This is a genomic window from Delftia sp. DT-2, assembly GCF_028401915.1.
Lineage (GTDB): Bacteria > Pseudomonadota > Gammaproteobacteria > Burkholderiales > Burkholderiaceae_C > Comamonas > Comamonas tsuruhatensis.
On the sequence record NZ_JAQOTI010000007.1, the window covers coordinates 77,348 to 95,809 of the forward strand.

The window sequence follows — 18,462 nt, forward strand, 5'->3', positions numbered from 1 at the left end:
CGGCATGGCCGGGCTTTCTTGCGTGGTCGACCGCCTCAGTTGCGGAACAGGTCGAGGATGCGGTTGCGCTCCTCGGTGGCGGGCGGGGGCGTGGCGCCTGCGGCGCTGCCCGTGGATGCACTGTCCATGCCCAGGCTGCTGACGCCGCCGTTGCGCGCGTTTTCCTCGTAGTACCACTCGCCGCCCATGTTCACGACGCCGGGCGGCACGGGCATCTCGGCCACGGGAACGCCCTTGAGCGCGTGCTGCATGAAGCTGATCCAGATCGGCAGGCTCAGGCCGCCGCCGGTCTCGCGGCTGCCCAGGTTGCGCGGCGTGTCGTAGCCGATCCAGGATACGGCGGCCAGCGTGGGCTGGAAGCCCGCAAACCAGGCATCCACCGAATCGTTGGTCGTGCCGGTCTTGCCATACAGGTCGGGGCGCTTGAGCGTGGACTGCGCGCGCGCTGCCGTGCCCACGCGCGCCACGTCCTGCAGCAGGCTGTCCATGATGAAGGCGTTGCGCGCGTCGATGGCCTGGGGCAGTTCCTGCACCGGGGGCGGTGTGAATTCGGACAGGATGCGGCCCTTGTGATCGGTGACGCGGGAAATCAGCCAGGGATTGACGCGGTGGCCGCCGTTGGCGAACACGGAGTAGCCGGCCGCCAGCTGCAGCGGCGTGACGGCACCTGCGCCCAAAGCCATGGTCAGGTAGGCCGGGTGCTTGGCGGCATCAAAGCCGAAGCGCGTGACCCACTCCTGGCCCTGCTTGGGTCCCACGGCCTGCAGCAGCCGGATGGAGATCATGTTCTTGGACTTGTTCAGGCCCGTGCGCATGGTCATCGGCCCGTCGTAGCGGCTGTCGTAGTTCTTGGGCTCCCAGGGCTGCCCCCCAGTCACGCCCGCACTGAAGAACAGCGGCGCGTCATTGATCATGGTGGAGGGCGAGAAGCCCTTTTCCAGCGCCGCGGAGTAGATGAAGGGCTTGAAGGCCGAGCCGGGCTGGCGCCAGGCCTGGGTCACATGATTGAACTTGTTCTTCTGGAAGTCGAAGCCGCCGATCAGGGCGCGCAAGGCGCCCGTCTGGGGAACCAGGGCCACGAAGGCGCCTTCCACCTCGGGCAGCTGCGTGATTTCCCAGGTGTTCTTGGGCGTCTTGACCACCCGGATCACGGCGCCGGGACGGATCTTGATGTTGGGCGGTGCCTTGGGGTTCAGGCCCGATTCGGCAGGCTTGAGGCCTTCGCCCGTGATCTCGATCTGCTCGCCGTCGGCACGGGCCGCCAGGATCTTGCGCGGGTTGGCATCCAGCACCACGGCGGCGAGCACGTCTCCGTTGTCGGGGTGGTTGGCCAGGGTGTCGTCGATGGCGTCTTCACGGTCCTCGGCGTCGGCGGGCAGGGCCACGAACTTCTCGGGGCCGCGGTACTTCTGGCGGCGCTCGTAGTCCATGATGCCGCGGCGCAGCGCGGCGTAGGCGGCTTCCTGTTCGCCGGCATTGATGGTGGTGTAGACGTTCAGGCCGCGCGTGTAGGCCTCGTTGCCGTACTGGGCAAAGATCAGCTGGCGCGCCATTTCGGCCACGTACTCGGCATGCACCCGGGTGTTGAAGGAGCCTGTGCGGATCTTCAGCGGCTCGGCCTTGGCTTCAGTGGCCTGGGCCGCCGTGATGAAGCCGTTTTCCTCCATGCGCTCGATGATGTAGAGCTGGCGCGAGCGGGCGCGCTTGGGGTTGCTGATCGGGTTGTAGGCCGAGGGCGCCTTGGGCAGGCCGGCCAGCATGGCCGCTTCGGCGACGGTGATGTCCTTGAGCGGTTTGCCGAAATAGGCTTCACAGGCGGCGGCAAAGCCATAGGCCCGATTTCCCAGATAAATCTGGTTCATGTAGATCTCGAGAATCTGGTTTTTGCTCAGCAGATGCTCTAGCTTGAAAGTCAGTAAGACTTCGTAAATTTTGCGTGTAAAAGTTTTCTCGGAAGACAGATAGACATTGCGTGCCACCTGCATGGTGATGGTCGATGCGCCCTGGCTTTTCACGCGGCCCAGATTGGCCAGCGCGGCGCGCGCCATACCTTTGTAGTCGACGCCACCGTGCTCGAAAAAGCGGGTGTCTTCAATGGCCAGCACCGCGTCGGTCATCACTTTGGGGATGTCCTGGATGGGTGTCAGCGTGCGCCGCTCCTCGCCGAACTCGCCCAGCAGGGCGCCTTCGCTGGAGTACACGCGCAGCGGCAGCTTGGGCCGGTAGTCGGCCAGCTCGGACACGTCGGGCAGGTTGGGGTAGGCCATGGCCAGGGCCACGGCCACGGTCAGCATCAGGGCCAGCGCGCCGGCGACGGCGATGCCCGCCAGCCATAGCAAGGCCTTGGGAAACCAATGCATGGGCTTGGACGGAGCGGAGCGAGGCTTTCCAGCCTGGGGTTCTCGGGAGTCTGAGGACGGCATGTCGCAGGGAGTGCTGAGGAGTGCCGCATTATAAAAATGCGTTCCCCAGGGGGTCGGTAGGAGGCGGCTGCACACGGTTGCCAGCATGGCCGCAAGCCTCGCATCCTAAGCCAGGCGTACAGGCCGACATGCAAGCAGGGGTGCATTCCTGTCGCATTTGATGGCCCGCAACAATGTCTGTTTTTGGCCACTACCGTCAACCGTGCTCCGGCAGGCATGGTGAGTTGCGCGCAGTCTTGCTGATAGCATTCAACCTATATGTGAAGGTTTGTTGCGTTCTTTACATACACAAGAAGAGGGAGGGCAAGTTGATTGCTATGGGATCCTTATTCAGTCGCCAGCCCGCACCTTTGCTAGGCATCGACATCAGTTCTTCGAGCGCCAAGCTCGTTGAGCTGTCTCGTGCCAGGTCGGGCGAACTGTTGCTGGAGCGCTGTGCCATCGAGCCGCTGGAGCGGGGATGGATCACGGATGGCAACATCGAAAAGTTCGACGAAGTGGCAGAGGCTGTACGGCGGCTGGTCAAAAAAAGCGGCACGCGGACCAAGAACGTGGCCATGGCATTGCCGGCTTCGGCCGTGATCACCAAGAAGATTTCGCTGCCCGACGGCATGAGCGAGCAGGAACTGGAGGTCCAGGTCGAATCCGAGGCCAATCAGTACATTCCTTTTTCGCTCGACGAAGTGAGTCTGGACTTCTGTGTCATAGGCCCGTCATTGAATTCGCCTGGCGACGTGGATGTGCTCATTGCCGCCTCCCGCCGCGAGAAGGTGCAGGACCGCCAGGGCCTGGCCGAGGCGGCCGGCCTCAAGCCGATGGTCATCGACATCGAGCCCCATGCCTCCCGCATGGCCGCCGGACGGTTGATCGAGCGCCTGCCCAATCAGGGCAACAACGCTTTGGTGGCACTGTTCGAGGTAGGCGCCATGACGACCAGCATGCAGATCCTGCGTGACGACGAGGTGCTGTACGACCGTGACCAGGCCTTTGGCGGCGCCCAGCTGACGCAGCTGATCGCGCGCCAATATGGCTTCTCCCTTGAAGAGGCCGAGTCCAAGAAGCGCAACGGCGAACTGCCGGAGGACTACGCCTCCGCCGTGCTCAAGCCCTTCGTGCAGAGCATGACGCAGGAAGTGTCGCGCGCACTGCAGTTCTTTTTCACCAGCACGCCCCACAACCGCATAGACCACATCCTGCTGGCTGGCGGCTCGGCACCGCTTTCCGGCCTGTCCGAGGCCATCACGCAGCAGACCGGATTCGCCTGCAGCCTTGCCAATCCCTTCGATGGCATGGAAGTCGGCAGCGGCGTGCGCCTCAAGCGCATGTCGCGCGAGGCCCCCGCCTACCTGACCGCCTGCGGTCTGGCCATGCGGAGGTTTGTGTCGTGATCCTGATCAATCTGCTTCCTCACAGAGAAGCCACACGCAAGCGACGCAAGGAAGCATTCCAGGCCACGATGGTCCTTTCGGCCCTGATAGGGGTTTTGATCATTGGTGCTGTCTACTGGTGGTACCAGATGATGATCGAAGCCCAGCAGGCGAAGAACAGCATGCTGCGCGCCGAGATCACGGTGCTGGAGTCCCAGATCAAGGAAATCGCCGGGCTGGAGGATGAGATCACTGCCCTGCGCGCCCGGCAAAAGGCCGTGGAAGACCTGCAGTCCGATCGCAATCTGCCGGTGCACATGCTCAACGAGCTGGTGTCCCAACTGCCCGATGGCGTCTATATCACGAGCATCAAGCAGGAAGGTCTGGCCGTGACCATGCAGGGCACGGCGCAGTCCAATGAGCGGGTGTCCGAGATGCTGCGCAATCTGTCCGAGGGAACGCCCTGGATCTCCAAGCCGGAACTGGTGGAGATCGTGGCCAAGACGGTCAACGTCACGCCCAAGGACCAGCGCCGTGCTGCAGCGTTCAATCTGCGCTTCCAGCTCACGCGCGCCAGCGTTGCGGAGAAAGGCCTTCCGACGGCGGCCAACCCAGGAAAGTCCCAGTGATGGCCAAGAAGAAAAAGAACGACATCGACTTCTCCGCACTGCAGGAGAACATCCAGCGCCAATTCCGTGGTCTTGATCCCAATGATCCTTCGCGGTGGCCCTTGCTGCCGCGTTTTCTGTTGTGCGTTGCCATTGCGTTGGGCGTTGCCGCCTTGCTCTGGTACGTACTGATCAAGGACTATGAGGACATGCTGGAGCAGGAGCGCAACACCGAAGTCACGCTGCGCCAGGACTTCAGCCAGAAGCTGTCCAAGGCGGTCAGCCTGGATGGCCTGAAGAAGCAGCGTGAACAGGTCCAGCAATATGTGACACAGCTGGAAAAGCAGTTGCCCAGCAAGGCGGAAATGGCTGCGCTGCTCTCGGACATCAACCAGGCCGGACTGGGGCGCAGCCTGCAGTTTGAAACGTTCCGCCCCGGGGCGATGGTGGTCAAGGAGTACTACGCCGAGCTGCCCATTGCTTTGAAGGTCACAGGACGCTTTCATGACATCGGTTCATTCGCTTCCGACGTGGCCTACCTGTCTCGCATCGTGACCTTGAACAACTTGTCGATTGTCCCTGTGGGCAAGGACGGAAGCGAGGTCCTGAGCATGGAGGCGACGGCGCGAACCTTCCGCTATCTGGATGCCGATGAAGTGCAGGCGCAGCGCGCGGCTGCCGGGAAGGGCAAGAAGAAATGAGACACATGCGCTGCAGCGTCTTGCTTATGTTGTCTGGCTGTTTGGCCGTCTCGGGCTGCACTTCTTCTGATCAAGAGGAGTTGCAAACCTGGATGGCTCAGGAGAAAGCCAATGCAAAGCCTCGGGTCAAGCCTTTGGAAGAGCCCAAAGCGTTTACGCCCCAAGCCTACCTGGGGGCTGATGGCATGGACCCCTTCAATCCCTTGAAACTGATGCAGGTGCTGCGCAAGGAATCGGCCCAGACCAATGCGAATACCAGCCTGATTGCCGCAGAACTCAACCGCCGCAAGGAGCCGCTGGAAGCAGAGCCCCTGGATGCAATGACCATGGTGGGCAGCCTGGACAAGAAGGGTGTGCCTACGGCGCTGATCAAGGTAGGAGCCTTGCTATATCAGGTTCGTGCAGGAAATTACCTGGGACAGAACTACGGAAAGATCACCCGGATCACGGAGACTTCCATCCAGTTGCGGGAAATCGTCCAGGATGGCAGCGGCGACTGGATAGAAAGAAATAGCACACTGGAGTTGCAGGAGGGAAGGAAATGATGGGTACACATCGCAGCATGTCTCATAAAGCTCGCTGGGGAATCGCCTTGGGCGGTTGGTTGCTGGGCTCTTTTGCATGGGCGCAGTCCGCGATAGAGTCGGTCTCCGGTTCCCTCCAGGGGAGCACCGAGGTGGTGCGCATCGAGCTTTCCGAAGCGCTGGCTGCGGACCCGACCGGATTTGCGATCCAGTCGCCTGCACGGATCGCGCTGGATTTTCCTGGCGCAACCAATGCGACGGGCAAATCGATGGTCGAGCTCAACCAGGGCAACCTGCGTTCCATCAATATCGTGGAGGCCTCGGGCCGTTCCCGGCTGGTGCTGAATTTGAAAACGGCGACTTCCTACCGCACTGAGCGCCAAGGCAAGGCGTTGCTGATCCTGCTGGATCCTGTAGCTGCGTCTGCTGCGGTGAAGCCTTCTGCACAGCAGGGTGTGTTCGAAGCCAAGACAGCCGTCGGTAGCGATGTCCAACCCATTCGGGATGTTGATTTCCGTCGTGGCAGCGATGGCTCGGGCCGCATCGTCGTGGGATTGAGCAATAGCCAGGTCGGCGTGGACCTGCGCCGCGAAGGCAAGGAACTGGTCGTCGATTTTCTGCGTTCCTCCCTGCCTGAAGGCTTGCGCCGCAAGCTGGATGTTGCGGATTTCGGAACACCGGTGCAGACAATCTCATCGGTGCAGCAGGGGGAATCCGTGCGCATGCGTATCGCTCCCGTCGGTGACTGGGAGCACAGTGCCTACCAAAGCGACAGCCAGTTTGTGATCGAGGTCCGCCAGAAAAAGGTGGATGTGAGCAAGCTCACGCAGGGCCCCGGCTACAGCGGTGAAAAGCTCTCCCTGAATTTCCAGAACATCGAAGTGCGGTCCCTGCTGCAGGTGATTGCCGACTTCACGAACTTCAACATCGTGACCTCGGACACGGTTTCCGGGGCGCTGACCCTGCGTCTGAAGGATGTTCCCTGGGACCAGGCGCTGCAGATCATCATGGATGCCAAGGGCCTGGGCATGCGCAAGTCGGGCTCGGTGCTCTGGATTGCGCCCAAGGATGAGATCGATGCGCGCACCAAGCGTGACTATGAAGCCGCCATGGAAATCCAGAAACTGGAGCCGCTGCGGACCCAGAGCTTTCAGCTGAACTATGCGAAGGCAGCCGATATTCTTCAACAGATCAGCGCAAGCAGCGGTGGTGGCGGCGGGACTGGCGGAACCTCCACCAGATTTCTGTCTGAGCGCGGATCTGCGATTTCGGAGCCCCGAACCAACCAGCTGTTCGTGACCGACACAGCCACGAAACTGGAAGAAGTGAAGGTGCTGCTGGCGACACTGGACGTGCCTGTTCGCCAAGTGCTGATCGAAGCTCGTATCGTTGAAGCCCGTGACACATTTGGCCGTGCACTGGGCGTCCGTCTAGGCGGCGGGGATTTGCGGGCTCAACGCGGTGGCGATGGGGGATACAGCATTGGTGGGGATAACCGCGTGGCCATCGGTACGGGTTTTGACAATGCCAATGCTTCAGCTGGGGCAAGCGGGCAGGCTGTGAATACCTCGGGAAATTTTGTCAATCTGCCTGGGAAGCTGTCAAACGTGGCGAACTCCGGGACGTTTGCCATGTCTATTTTCAATGCGGCTGCAAATCGATTCCTGACTCTTGAGCTTTCTGCCATGGAGTCCGATGGCCAGGGAAAGATCATTTCCAGCCCGAGGTTGGTAACGGCTGATCAAACCAAGGCATTGATTGAGCAGGGTACTGAGTACCCCTACTCTGTGACTGCGCCTAACGGTGCGACGACCATTGCTTTCAAAAAGGCTGTTCTGAAACTGGAGGTGACGCCTCAAATCACTCCCGAAGGCGATATCATTCTGGACCTCGATGTCAACAAGGATTCACGTGGTGAGAGCACGTTGCAAGGCGTTGCCATCGATACCAAGCATGTGCGTACCCAGGTTCTTGTCCAGAATGGTGGAACTGTAGTGATCGGCGGTATCTTCGAGATGGAGGAGACCAATACGGAAAACAAGATTCCGCTATTGGGCGATGTCCCTGTTCTGGGGCATCTTTTCAAAAGTCGCGTGAGAGAGTCCCAGAAGCGGGAAATGCTGGTATTTATTACACCGAAGATGTTGGCTGACATCAGAAGTGCTCGTTGAATGTAGTAGGAGATAGATAATCATGCAAAAAATCATGTTCGGTGCCATGCTGGCACTCGGTCTGGCCGGGTGTGGTGGTGGTGGAGGGAGTGCTGGTGAGACAAATCAGCCGTATACCATTTCGCTGCGCGCAGATAAGACGCAGCTGCCGGTGAATATTGGAAATGCCGGTCCTGGTATTGGTGCTGATGCGGCATATACGACAACAATGTATGTCGAGGCTCGTCAAGGAAATATGCCTATTCCTGGTGGGGATGGCATTTTTCAATGCGCCGTAACTGCAGGTCTTGATTCGGCAGTTCTGTATTATCTTGATGGAACGGATAAAAAAGACGATAAAGGAAATATCTCAGCCAGTCGTTCCATTGTGCTGGGCTCCAACTCTGGTAGTGCCACTTTCCACTTGCACGCAATCGACAAGGCTGGTGTAGCAAGCGTGACTTGCACGGTGACCGATCCCCGCGATAAGCGCCAGGTGAGTGCTGTGACCAGTGTTAATGTCGGTGGCGCTGCGCAGGGCATTCCTGCCAGCACGCTGGCCGTGACCCAGACGCCTGGCTATCTGGGATCCCGCGACAACCTCTCCAATCTGCGAAATAACGTAGCACTGGAAGTGAAGGTGGTCGACGACCGCAATCAACCGGTCACTGGTACCAGCCCCAATGTGCAGGTTCGGATTTTGCCCAGCTCGGCTTATGAAGGTGCGCGCCTGATCTCTGGATCCAAGGCTGGCTCTTCGTTGCAAGTCAATTCGCTCAACGGCATCGCACAGCTGTCGCTTTCCAGTGGCCCCGATAGCGGCGCCATCGTGCTGGAAACGACCGTGGACCGCCGGGACAATGATGTCAGCAATGGCATTCAGGATCCCATCAGGGCCTATACCGTTGTGGGTGTCTACCATGAGATCGCCAAGACGCCTCTGGCCCTGCCTGATGGCTTGAGCATCACGGGTGTCAAGGACCAGCCTCTGGTGTACGGCTTTGCAGCAACAGGCGGCATTCCTCCTTACCGCTGGTCGACACTGGGCGGTGTTCCAGACGGTATGCGCCTGAGCAGCGACGGCGTGCTTTCCGGTACGCCGACGGTGGTCGGAACCTTCAACATGCTGGTACGTGTGCAGGACGCACAGGGCACCGTGGTCGACAAGACCGTGACCGTGACCATTGCGGCCAAGGCACCTCTGGCCTTCACTGCACCGACCATCTCTGGCGTCCGTGGTGTGGCCCTGGCGTACGCACTGTCGGCAACCGGCGGTACCGCTCCCTACACGTGGGTGAGTCTGGGTGGCACTCCCGAAGGGCTGGCGTTGTCCAGCGACGGCATCTTGTCGGGTACTCCGACGGCGGATGGCACCTTCAACATGATCGTGCGCGTCACGGATGCCGACAACACGGTGATCACGAGGAACATGACCATCACGGTGGCCAAGCCGGCAACCACGACGCCGTAAAGGCGATGCCGTTCACGGCCATGGGAGATAATTTTGATTTCCCATGGCCCGTGCGGTAGCAGCAAATGGATGTTTCAGGCTTGGTAACCCGGGTGGCCCTGATCGGCCTGCCCGGCTCCGGCAAATCGACCATAGGGCGCCAGCTGGCGCGCCTGTGGTCGATGCGTTTTGTGGATTCGGACCATGTGATCGAGCAGCGCCTGGGCTGCAGCATCCGGGAGTTTTTCGAGCGTGAGGGCGAGCAGGCTTTTCGCGACATGGAGTCGCAGGTCATTGATGAGCTGTCGGCCTCCACATCCAGCCTGCTGTTGTCCACGGGCGGCGGCGTGGTGCTGCGCGAGCAAAATCGCCGCCATCTGCATGAGCGCACCCAGGTCTTCTATCTGGATTGCACGCCAGAGGACATCGCCGCGCGGCTGCGCAACGATGTGACGCGGCCCTTGCTGCAGGTGGAGGATCCGGCGTTGCGCCTGCGCGAGTTGCTGCTGCAGCGCGAGCCCCTGTATCTGGAGACGGCGCACTTCGTGATCCAGACATCCGGCCTGTCTGTGGCGCAGGCCGCCCAGCGCATACGCATGCAGGCTGAGCTGGCCTGAACGCTGCCCGCTGGAACACCAAAGGCCTCGGCACTTGCCGAGGCCTTTTTCTTTAAGATCGGCAGTTGCCGGGCGCGCTGCCGTGTCGCGGAAACCTTTTCATTCTTTCTCCCCTGGAGCGACATCATCTTGCCCCACGCCTCCTCCTCGCCTGCTGCCCAGGTCGTGACCATTGACCTGGGTGAGCGCTCCTATCCGATTGCCATCGGCACCGGCCTGCTGGACCAGGCGGCCACCTATGCCGCGCTGCCTTCTGCGGCACAGGCCGTCATCGTCAGCAACGATGTGGTCGCACCGCTCTATGAGCCCGCACTGCGCCGCGTGCTGGAGCAGCGCTACCGCAGCGTGCGGACCGTGGTGCTGCCCGATGGCGAGGCCCACAAGGACTGGCAGACGCTGAATCTGATCTTCGATGACCTGCTGTCCGGTGGTTGCGACCGCAAGACCGTGCTGTTCGCGCTGGGCGGCGGCGTCATCGGCGACATGACGGGCTTTGCTGCCGCCAGCTACATGCGCGGCGTGCCCTTCGTGCAAGTGCCCACCACGCTGTTGTCGCAGGTGGACTCGTCGGTGGGCGGCAAGACCGCCATCAACCATCCGCTGGGCAAGAACATGATCGGCGCCTTCTACCAGCCGCAGCTGGTGGTTTGCGATCTGGCCTCGCTGGACACGCTGCCCGTGCGCGAGCTGAGCGCCGGCCTGGCCGAGGTCATCAAGTACGGGCCCATCGCCGACATGGACTTCCTGGCCTGGCTGGAGGAGAACATGGATGCCTTGCTTGCCCGCGACCGCACTGCACTGGCGCACGCGATCAAGCGCAGCGTGGAGATCAAGGCCTGGGTGGTGGGGCAGGACGAGAAAGAGGCCGGATTGCGCGCCATTCTCAATTTCGGCCACACCTTCGGGCATGCGATCGAAGCCGGCATGGGCTACGGCAACTGGCTGCACGGCGAAGGCGTGGGCGCCGGCATGGTCATGGCGGCCGAGCTGTCGCAGCGCCTTGGCCTGGTGGATGCCGCCTTTGTGCAAAGGCTGCGCGTGCTGATCGAACGTGCGGGCCTGCCGGTGCGCGGCGCCGTGCTGGATGAGCGTGACAACGCTGGCCGCTATCTGGAGCTGATGCGCGTGGACAAGAAGTCCGAGGCGGGCGAGATCCGCTTCGTTCTCATTGACGGGCCGGGAAAGGCCGTCATGCGCTCGGCGCCCGATGCCTTGGTGCGCGAAGTCATAGACGCCTGCTGCGCCTGACGCGCGGCGCTGGGGGGCAAGCCAGAACTGCTAGAGTGCCCTTGTCAGCATGATGAGGCGATCGAATGCAGAAACAGGCCCTGGCCCCCTATGCCTGCAACCCGGCGCTCAGCCGGGGGCGGCGTTTCCCGGAGGCGCCTGCGCCCACGCGCAGCGACTTCCAGCGCGACCGGGACCGCATCGTCCATTCCTCGGCCTTCCGGCGCCTGGTCTACAAGACCCAGGTCTTCGTCAACCATGAGGGCGACCTGTTCCGCACCCGCCTGACGCACTCGCTGGAAGTGGCCCAGCTGGGCCGCTCGGTGGCCCGATCGCTGCAACTTGACGAAGATCTGGTCGAGGCCATCTGTCTGGCCCACGACCTGGGCCACACCCCCTTCGGCCATGCGGGCCAGGATGCGCTCAATGCCTGCATGCAGCCGCATGGCGGCTTCGAGCACAACCTGCAAAGCCTGCGCGTGGTGGACCGGCTGGAAGAGCGCTATCCAGCCTTTGACGGCCTGAACCTGAGCTTCGAGACGCGCGAGGGCGTTCTCAAGCATTGCTCGCGCACCAATGCCGAGCACCTGGAGGCGCGCGAGCCCGGCGGGGTGGCGCAGCGTTTTCTGCTGGGCCGGCAGCCTTCGCTGGAGGCCCAGCTGTGCAACCTGGCCGATGCCATTGCCTACAACGCCCATGACGTGGACGATGGCGTGCGCTCCGGCCTGATCACCATGCCCCAGCTGTGCGAGGCTGTTCCCCTGTTCGCGCGCTATCACGACGCAACACTGGCCGAGCATCCTCAACTGGGCATGCCACTGGCCGAGCGGCGCCTGCTGTACGAAAGCATCCGCCGCATGCTCAGCGATCAGGTCTATGACGTGATCGCCGCCACGCAGCAGCGCATTGCGCAGGCGCGGCCCTGTTCGGTGGACGAGGTGCGCGCCCAGCCTGGCCCTCTGGTGGGCTTCAGCGATACCATGAGGCAGCAGTCGCAGCAGCTCAAGCAGTTCCTGTTCCGCAATCTCTACCGCCATGAGCAGGTGGTGAAGACCATGGAAGGCGCGCAGCAGGTGGTGGCCGAGCTGTTTGCGGCCTACATGGTCGAGCCCGACCGCATGAAGCCGCGCTTCGTGCAGCGGGCCATGCTGGCCGAGGACGTATCGGCGCGTGCGCGGGTGGTGGCCGACTTCATCGCCGGGATGACGGACCGCTACGCGGCCCGCGAGCATGAGCTGCTGACAGGCCTGCGCCTGCTGGGCTGAGAAATCCGAGCAACGGCGTCGCCGGGGCGGCGCGGCTAGAATGCGGACCCTGCGTGACAGGGCAGGGAAGGGTTCCTGGACGGTTTCGCAATGTCTGGGGGCGCAGTGCCCCCGTTCGCATTTTTGAAGGGCACAGCCATGACCGATACCAACCACGAGATTCGCGCGGCCGAGTTTCCGCCTGTCACCGTGATCGAGGATACGGTGCACTGGCTCGAAAAGGCCGTGATCGGCCTGAACCTGTGCCCCTTCGCCAAGGGCGTGCACATCAAGGGCCAGATCCACTACACGGTCAGCCAGGCCACCGACGCCGAAGGCGTGGCGGCAGACCTGCACCGCGAGCTGGAGGCGCTGGCCGAGGCCTCCCCGGACAAGCGCGACACCACGCTGCTGATCCTGCCGCACGCATTGCAGGACTTCCTGGACTTCAACGACTTTCTCGAAGTGGCCGACGCCATGGTCGAGGAGCTGGACCTGGGCGGCATCCTGCAGGTGGCCTCGTTCCACCCGCAGTTCCAGTTCGAGGGCACCGAAGCCGACGACGTCACCAACTGCACCAACCGCTCTCCCTATCCCACGCTGCACCTGCTGCGCGAGGACAGCATAGACAAGGCGGTCGAGGTGTTCCCCGAAGCCGAATCCATCTACGAGCGCAACATGGAGACGCTGGAGAAGATCGGCATCGAAGGCTGGCTGGACCTGGGTGTGGGCGCGCGCTGCCCTATGGCGCACGCAGCCAAGCCGGGCGCTGCCGAATGAAGGCGCGCCAGGGCAAGCCTGCCGCAAAGCCCGAGCAGGATGTGACCGCGCAACTGGGCCTCAAGCCCGGCCAGTCCATTGAACTGCTCAAGGCACTGCACATCCTCACGCGCGAAGGCAAGATCAACCAGGATTCGCGCCGCAAGCTCAAGCAGGTCTACCACCTCTACCAGTTCATCGCGCCCATCCTCGAAGAACTGTCGGCCGACGGCCATGCGGTCACCCTGGCCGACCACGGCGCCGGCAAGTCCTACCTGGGATTCATCCTCTACGACCTGTATTTCAAGCCGCTGGGGCGCGGCCATATCTACGGCATAGAAACGCGCGCGCCGCTGGTGGAGGCTTCGCAGAAGCTGGCTGCCGAGCTGGGCTTCGAGCGCATGGGCTTTCTGAATATGTCGGTGGCCGAGTCCACGCATGCCGACTTCATGCCTGCGCAATTCGACGTGGTCACGGCCCTGCACGCCTGCGACACCGCCACCGACGACGCCATCGCCTTCGGCCTGGAGAAGAAGGCCAAGGCCATGGTGCTGGTGCCCTGCTGCCAGGCCGAGGTCGCAGCCTGCCTGCGCCAGACCAAGGCGCTGAGCCTGACGCGCACGCCGCTGGCCGAACTGTGGCGCCATCCCATACACACCCGCGAAATGGGCAGCCAGCTCACCAACGTGCTGCGCTGCCTGTACCTGGAGGCCTGCGGCTACCAGGTCACCGTGACCGAGCTGGTGGGCTGGGAGCACAGCATGAAGAACGAGCTGATCATTGCGCGCTACACGGGGCAGAAAAAGCGCAGTGCGGTCGAGCGCATGCGCGCCATCCTGGCAGAGTTCGGCCTGCAGGATGCGATGGCGCAGCGCTATCCGCTGCTGCAGGCAGCCTGAGCCGGTTGCCGCTGCAGTCTCAGGCCCCCGCCACGGCGCGGTACCAGGCGATGCCATCGGCATCGATGCTGCGCTGCACCTGCCCCGCATGCATCAAATGATTCAGGCAGGCCAGGCTTTCGCCCGTGGCCATGCCCAGCAGGGCGGGGCTGGATTCGCTGATCGGGCGTGAGAAGAGGGCGCCGAAGACATCGACGGCGCGACGCGGCTCGGCCAGGGCGGCCAGCAGCCGGTCGCTGGCACGTTCCTGGCCTGCCACCAGCGAATCGATGCGCGCATGCAGGCCGCGAAAGCAATCGCCGTGCGCGGGCAGGACGAGCACATCGTCGGGCACTTCGCGCCTGACCTTTTCCAGAGACTCCATCCAGTCGGCCATGGGGTTGGCGTCGGGTTCCATGGGGTGGACCGAGACGTTGGACGAGATGCGCGGCAGCACCTGGTCGCCCGAGATCAGCAGCTTGAGATCGGGGCAGTACAGGCTGGCGTGCTCGGGCGAGTGGCCGCTGCCGACCACCACGCGCCACAGGTGTTTTCCTATGCGCAGTTCCTCTCCATCGTGCAGGCGGCGGTAGCTGTCGGGCAGGGCATGGATGTGCTTGCCGAAGTTGCCGAAGCGGGCGCGGTAGGACTCCAGTGCGCTGTCGCTCCAGCCTGCGCGGCGGTAGAAGGCGATGGCGTCGGGCGGGGCCTCGCGGCTGCAGTCCGAGACCACGACGCGGCAGTTGAGGTACTCCAGGCGCGTCATGTACAGGGGCACATGGAACTTGCGCGTCAGCCATCCGGCCAGACCCACATGGTCGGGGTGCATGTGGGTGACGAAGACGCGCGTCAGCGAGCGGCCATCGGTGGATTGGGAGAACAGCGCGCGCCAGGTGGCCACGCCTTCGTCGGTGCGCGCACCCGTATCGACGATGGCCCAGCCCTGGCCGTCATCGATGGCCCAGAGATTGATGTGGTCCAGCGCATAGGGCAGGGGCATGCGCAGCCAGAGCACGCCGGGCGCCACCTCCAGCGTCTGCCCGCGCTGCGGCGGCGCCTCGAACGGGTAGTCGAGCACCGGCCTGGGCGGCGCTTCCGGGGCCTGCGAGGCGATCGGGTCTTGGGCTGTCTGGTTCATGGGGTTCCTTGTTCCGTCGCTGGGTTGGCCGCAATGCTATCCGGCCCTCAGCGCCTTGCCTGCAACGATACGCCTGCCGGCCTGGGCTGACTGTCACTGGCTCGTCACGGGCTGTTCCTACAGTGCACAAATCAATCAACAGGGGGAGGGCGCGGCCTTGCCGCGGGGTCCCCTGCCTACAGAGGGATATCCGCATGAAACTGAAGATGTTGTGCAGCGCGCTGGCCGGTGCGTCGCTGCTGTTGAGCGCCTGTGGCGGCAGCGATGGATCGTCCGCTGCCACCCCGACCAAGAACGTGCTGTTCTTCCTGGGTGACGGCATGGGCATCACCACCATGACCGCCGCGCGCATCTACAGCGTGGGCGAAGACGGTGAGCTGACCATGGACAAGCTGCCCGAGACGGCCTTCGTCCACACCTTCTCGAACGACGCCCAGGTGACGGACAGCGCGCCCTCGATGGCCGCCTACATGACCGGCGTGAAGATGAACAACGAAGTCATCTCCATGACGCCCGACACCAAGGCCACGGATGCCAGCGGCAAGGCCTATCACACCAACTACGACAGCACCTGCCCCAGCGGCAACGGCCAGGCCGTTCCCACGCTGCTCGAGCAGATGAAGTCCGCCGGCTACGGCACGGGCGTGGTCTCCACCGCGCGCATCACGCATGCCACGCCGGCAACCACCTATTCGCACGTCTGCCACCGCGATGCGGAAAACACCATTGCCGCGGCCCTGGTGCCTGGCGGATCCGGCTACAACAGCAAGCTCGGCGACGGCGTGGACGTGATCCTGGGCGGTGGCTCGTACTACTTCACGCCCAAGGCCGACGGCGGCCGCCGCAACGACAGCCGCAACCTGATCGCCGAGTTCAAGACGCAAAAGTACAGCTACGCCGCCAACAAGAGCGAGTTCGACAAGCTGCCCGTGGACGGCAGCAAGATCGCCGGCCTGTTCACCAAGGACCACATGGCCTATGACCTGGACCGCGACGCGACCAAGGAACCGAGCCTGGCCGAGATGACGGGCAAGGCCATCGACGCGCTGTCGGCCAAGAAGAAGGGCTTCTTCCTGATGGTGGAAGGCGGCCGCATCGACCATGCACTGCACGCCACCAACGCGCGCCGCGCGCTGCAGGATACCGTGGCCTTCGACAACGCCATCCAGACCGCGCTGGACAAGATGGCCAAGCTCGATCCGGGCCTGAAGAACACGCTGATCGTCGTCACAGCCGACCATGACCACACGCTGCACCTGAACGGCTATGCCGCGCGCACCGGCAAGACCGAGGCCGGCAAGCCCGGCGTGCTGGGCCTGGTCAAGAACTACGTGGACGGCAAGGCCTCCACCGATGTGGATGGCAATCCCTACACCATCCTGGGCTTCGGCAACGGTCCCAAGCGCCTGGCCACGCGCGGCCCCATCGACGCGGCTTCGCTGGAGAGCCCCGACTACCTGCAGGAGGCCGTGGTGCCCCTGGCCTCCGAAACCCACGGCGGCGGCGACGTGTTCCTGGGGGCTCAAGGCATGGGTGCCGATACGTTCTCGGGCGTGATCGACAACACGGCCGTGTTCAACCTGATCAAGAAGAGCATCGGCTTGCAATGAAACACCCCCTGAGCGACTGCGTCGCTTCCCCCTCTCTCGCTTCGCGGGAGGGGGGCGTGCGGGCAGCCGACGACGCCCTCGCTGCGGGGCGGCCCTTGCTCGGCGTCCGCCGCCTGGGCCACGCCGGTTTCATGCGGTCCTAGCACGCTGTACGACCGGGGTCTTGTACCGCAATCAAGGCATTCAAAGTATTCAAGGAATTCCACATGCATCCGATCCTCCAAAAGACCTCCCTCGCCCTGGCGGTGGCCGGCGCGCTGGCGCTGCTGGCGCCTGCAGCCCATGCGGCTGGCGAGGCCAAGAACGTCATCTTCTTCCTTGGCGACGGCATGGGCCCGGTCACCGTGACCGCCGCGCGCATCTACAAGGGTGAAAAGCAGCTGGCCGAAAAGGCCGGCTCCCTGGCCAGCAGCGAACGCGCCACGCTGACCATGCAGTCCCTTCCCTACGCCAGCCGCATCAAGACCTTCTCGCGCGATGGCCAGACCACGGACAGCGCGCCCTCGATGGCCGCCTACATGACCGGCGTGAAGATGAACAACGAAGTCATCTCCATGTCGGCCGAGACCATGGCCTACGCGGCCAACGGCCAGCAGTACATCAACGGCGAGGACACCACCTGCCCGGCCGGCAACGGCCAACCCGCGCAGACCCTGCTGGAGCTGTCCAAGGCCAAGGGCCGCGCCGTGGGCGCCATCTCCACCACGCGCGTGGGCCATGCCACGCCTGCGGCCACCTATGCCCATATCTGCAACCGCAATGGCTACAACAGCATTGCCGAGCAGTCCGTGCCCGGCCATGCCAACTACAACGCCAGGCTGGGCGATGGCATCGACGTGCTCATGGGTGGCGGCCAGCGCAACTACCTGCCCAAGTCGGTCAACCCCAGCAGCAAGCGCACGGACACGGCCAACCTCGTGGACATGATGAAGGCCAAGGGCTACGCCTATGTCGCCAAGGGCAGCGAGCTGGCGGCCCTGGACGCGACCAAGGCGCCCAAGCTGCTGGGCCTGTTCACGCAAAGCGAAATGGCCTACGAGCTGGACCGCGTCAAGCAAAGGCTGGACGAGCCCAGCCTGTCCGACATGACCGGCAAGGCGCTGGACGTGCTCAGCCGCAATGACAAGGGCTTCTTCCTGATGGTGGAAGGCGGCCGCATCGACCACGCACTGCACGGCACCAATGCCAAGCGTGCGCTGGAAGACACGTTGGCCTTCGACCGCGCCATCGAGACCGCCATGGCCTACATGGAAAAGAAGGATCCGGGCCTGAAGAACACGCTGATCGTCGTCACCGCCGATCACGACCACAACATGGTGTTCAACGGCTACTCCAAGATCGGCAACCCCATCCTGGGCAAGGTGCAGGACTACCAGAGCGGCCAGATGGCCAAGGCCCAGGACGGCAAGCCCTACACCACGCTGGCCTTCGGCAATGGCGGACGTCCCAACGCCACGGCCTCCAGCCAGGTCAATGCCGAAGATGGCAACAAGCCCTGGATCGCGCCCACGCGCGGCGCGGAGCGCCAGGACCTCCGCGGCGTGGACACCACGGACGACAACTACCTGCAGGAGGTGGGCCTGAACCTGGGCACGCCGGGCTCCGAGACCCATGGCGGTGGCGACGTGATGCTGTTCGCTGGCGGCGCGGGAGCCAGGATCTTCAAGGGCACGATGGACAACACCAAGGTGTTCTCCAAGGTCCGCGAAGCCGCTGGCCTGTAATTGTTTCTTCCTTCGTTGGCTGCTTGCCAACCCCTGGCCGGA

15 protein-coding genes are annotated in these 18,462 nt (G+C 63.1%); 13 read left to right on the plus strand and 2 right to left on the minus strand.

Translation table 11 applies throughout. The annotated features are described in order from the left end of the window. Positions 1–35: 35 nt before the first annotated feature. Positions 36–2,360 (minus strand): penicillin-binding protein 1A, encoded by a 2,325-nt coding sequence (locus PO605_RS13750; RefSeq protein WP_017406662.1) that lies wholly within the window; start codon positions 2,358–2,360, stop codon positions 36–38. 371 nt (positions 2,361–2,731) lie between these two features. Here PO605_RS13750 and PO605_RS13755 point away from each other — a divergent pair, with 371 nt between their 5' ends. The 11 genes from PO605_RS13755 (at position 2,732) to PO605_RS13805 (ending at position 13,969) form a co-directional block, all read left to right on the plus strand. Continuing rightward, positions 2,732–3,811, plus strand: coding sequence for a pilus assembly protein PilM (locus tag PO605_RS13755; protein WP_047473589.1), 1,080 nt, complete (start codon positions 2,732–2,734; stop codon positions 3,809–3,811). Continuing rightward, positions 3,808–4,419 carry a PilN domain-containing protein gene (locus PO605_RS13760; RefSeq protein ID WP_016445538.1) on the plus strand — a complete coding sequence of 204 codons (612 nt, stop codon included), beginning with the start codon at positions 3,808–3,810 and terminating at the stop codon, positions 4,417–4,419. Before PO605_RS13755 ends, PO605_RS13760 begins: the two co-directional genes overlap by 4 nt. Next, positions 4,419–5,099 carry a type 4a pilus biogenesis protein PilO gene (locus PO605_RS13765; protein WP_016445539.1) on the plus strand — a complete coding sequence of 227 codons (681 nt, stop codon included), beginning with the start codon at positions 4,419–4,421 and terminating at the stop codon, positions 5,097–5,099. The genes PO605_RS13760 and PO605_RS13765 overlap by 1 nt, the downstream gene beginning before the upstream one ends. Then, positions 5,096–5,644, plus strand: a complete 549-nt coding sequence (locus PO605_RS13770; protein WP_034364816.1) for a pilus assembly protein PilP — start codon at positions 5,096–5,098, stop codon at positions 5,642–5,644. The genes PO605_RS13765 and PO605_RS13770 overlap by 4 nt, the downstream gene beginning before the upstream one ends. Next, on the plus strand, positions 5,641–7,794 hold the full coding sequence (gene pilQ, locus PO605_RS13775) for a type IV pilus secretin PilQ (RefSeq protein WP_016445541.1): 2,154 nt from the start codon (positions 5,641–5,643) through the stop codon (positions 7,792–7,794). Before PO605_RS13770 ends, pilQ begins: the two co-directional genes overlap by 4 nt. A 22-nt stretch (positions 7,795–7,816) precedes the next feature. Next, a complete protein-coding gene (locus tag PO605_RS13780) occupies positions 7,817–9,244 on the plus strand; it encodes an Ig domain-containing protein (protein WP_016445542.1) in 1,428 nt (475 codons plus the stop codon). Positions 9,245–9,309: 65 nt separating this feature from the next. Further along, positions 9,310–9,840 carry a shikimate kinase gene (locus PO605_RS13785; protein WP_016445543.1) on the plus strand — a complete coding sequence of 177 codons (531 nt, stop codon included), beginning with the start codon at positions 9,310–9,312 and terminating at the stop codon, positions 9,838–9,840. A 129-nt stretch (positions 9,841–9,969) separates the two neighbouring features. Beyond that, entirely contained in the window at positions 9,970–11,088 is a 1,119-nt protein-coding gene (aroB, locus tag PO605_RS13790) for a 3-dehydroquinate synthase (protein WP_047473592.1), read from the plus strand. Between the two features lie 65 nt (positions 11,089–11,153). Next, complete coding sequence (locus PO605_RS13795; protein ID WP_047473594.1) at positions 11,154–12,332, plus strand: deoxyguanosinetriphosphate triphosphohydrolase; 1,179 nt, start codon at positions 11,154–11,156, stop codon at positions 12,330–12,332. Positions 12,333–12,470: 138 nt separating this feature from the next. Further along, positions 12,471–13,091: a DUF1415 domain-containing protein gene (locus PO605_RS13800; RefSeq protein WP_016445546.1), complete on the plus strand. Its 621-nt coding sequence runs from the start codon at positions 12,471–12,473 to the stop codon at positions 13,089–13,091. After that, positions 13,088–13,969, plus strand: coding sequence for a class I SAM-dependent methyltransferase (locus tag PO605_RS13805; RefSeq protein ID WP_017406651.1), 882 nt, complete (start codon positions 13,088–13,090; stop codon positions 13,967–13,969). Before PO605_RS13800 ends, PO605_RS13805 begins: the two co-directional genes overlap by 4 nt. A 19-nt stretch (positions 13,970–13,988) precedes the next feature. Here the strand turns inward: PO605_RS13805 and PO605_RS13810 are convergent, their stop codons facing one another. Beyond that, the gene (locus PO605_RS13810; protein WP_047473597.1) at positions 13,989–15,086 is read right to left on the minus strand and encodes an MBL fold metallo-hydrolase; all 1,098 of its coding nucleotides are present in this window, start codon (positions 15,084–15,086) and stop codon (positions 13,989–13,991) included. A gap of 194 nt (positions 15,087–15,280) precedes the next feature. Between PO605_RS13810 and PO605_RS13815 the strand changes: the two genes are divergently transcribed. Further along, entirely contained in the window at positions 15,281–16,696 is a 1,416-nt protein-coding gene (locus PO605_RS13815) for an alkaline phosphatase (protein WP_034364801.1), read from the plus strand. Positions 16,697–16,902: 206 nt separating this feature from the next. After that, complete coding sequence (locus PO605_RS13820) at positions 16,903–18,420, plus strand: alkaline phosphatase (RefSeq protein ID WP_047473600.1); 1,518 nt, start codon at positions 16,903–16,905, stop codon at positions 18,418–18,420. Positions 18,421–18,462 lie beyond the last annotated feature (42 nt).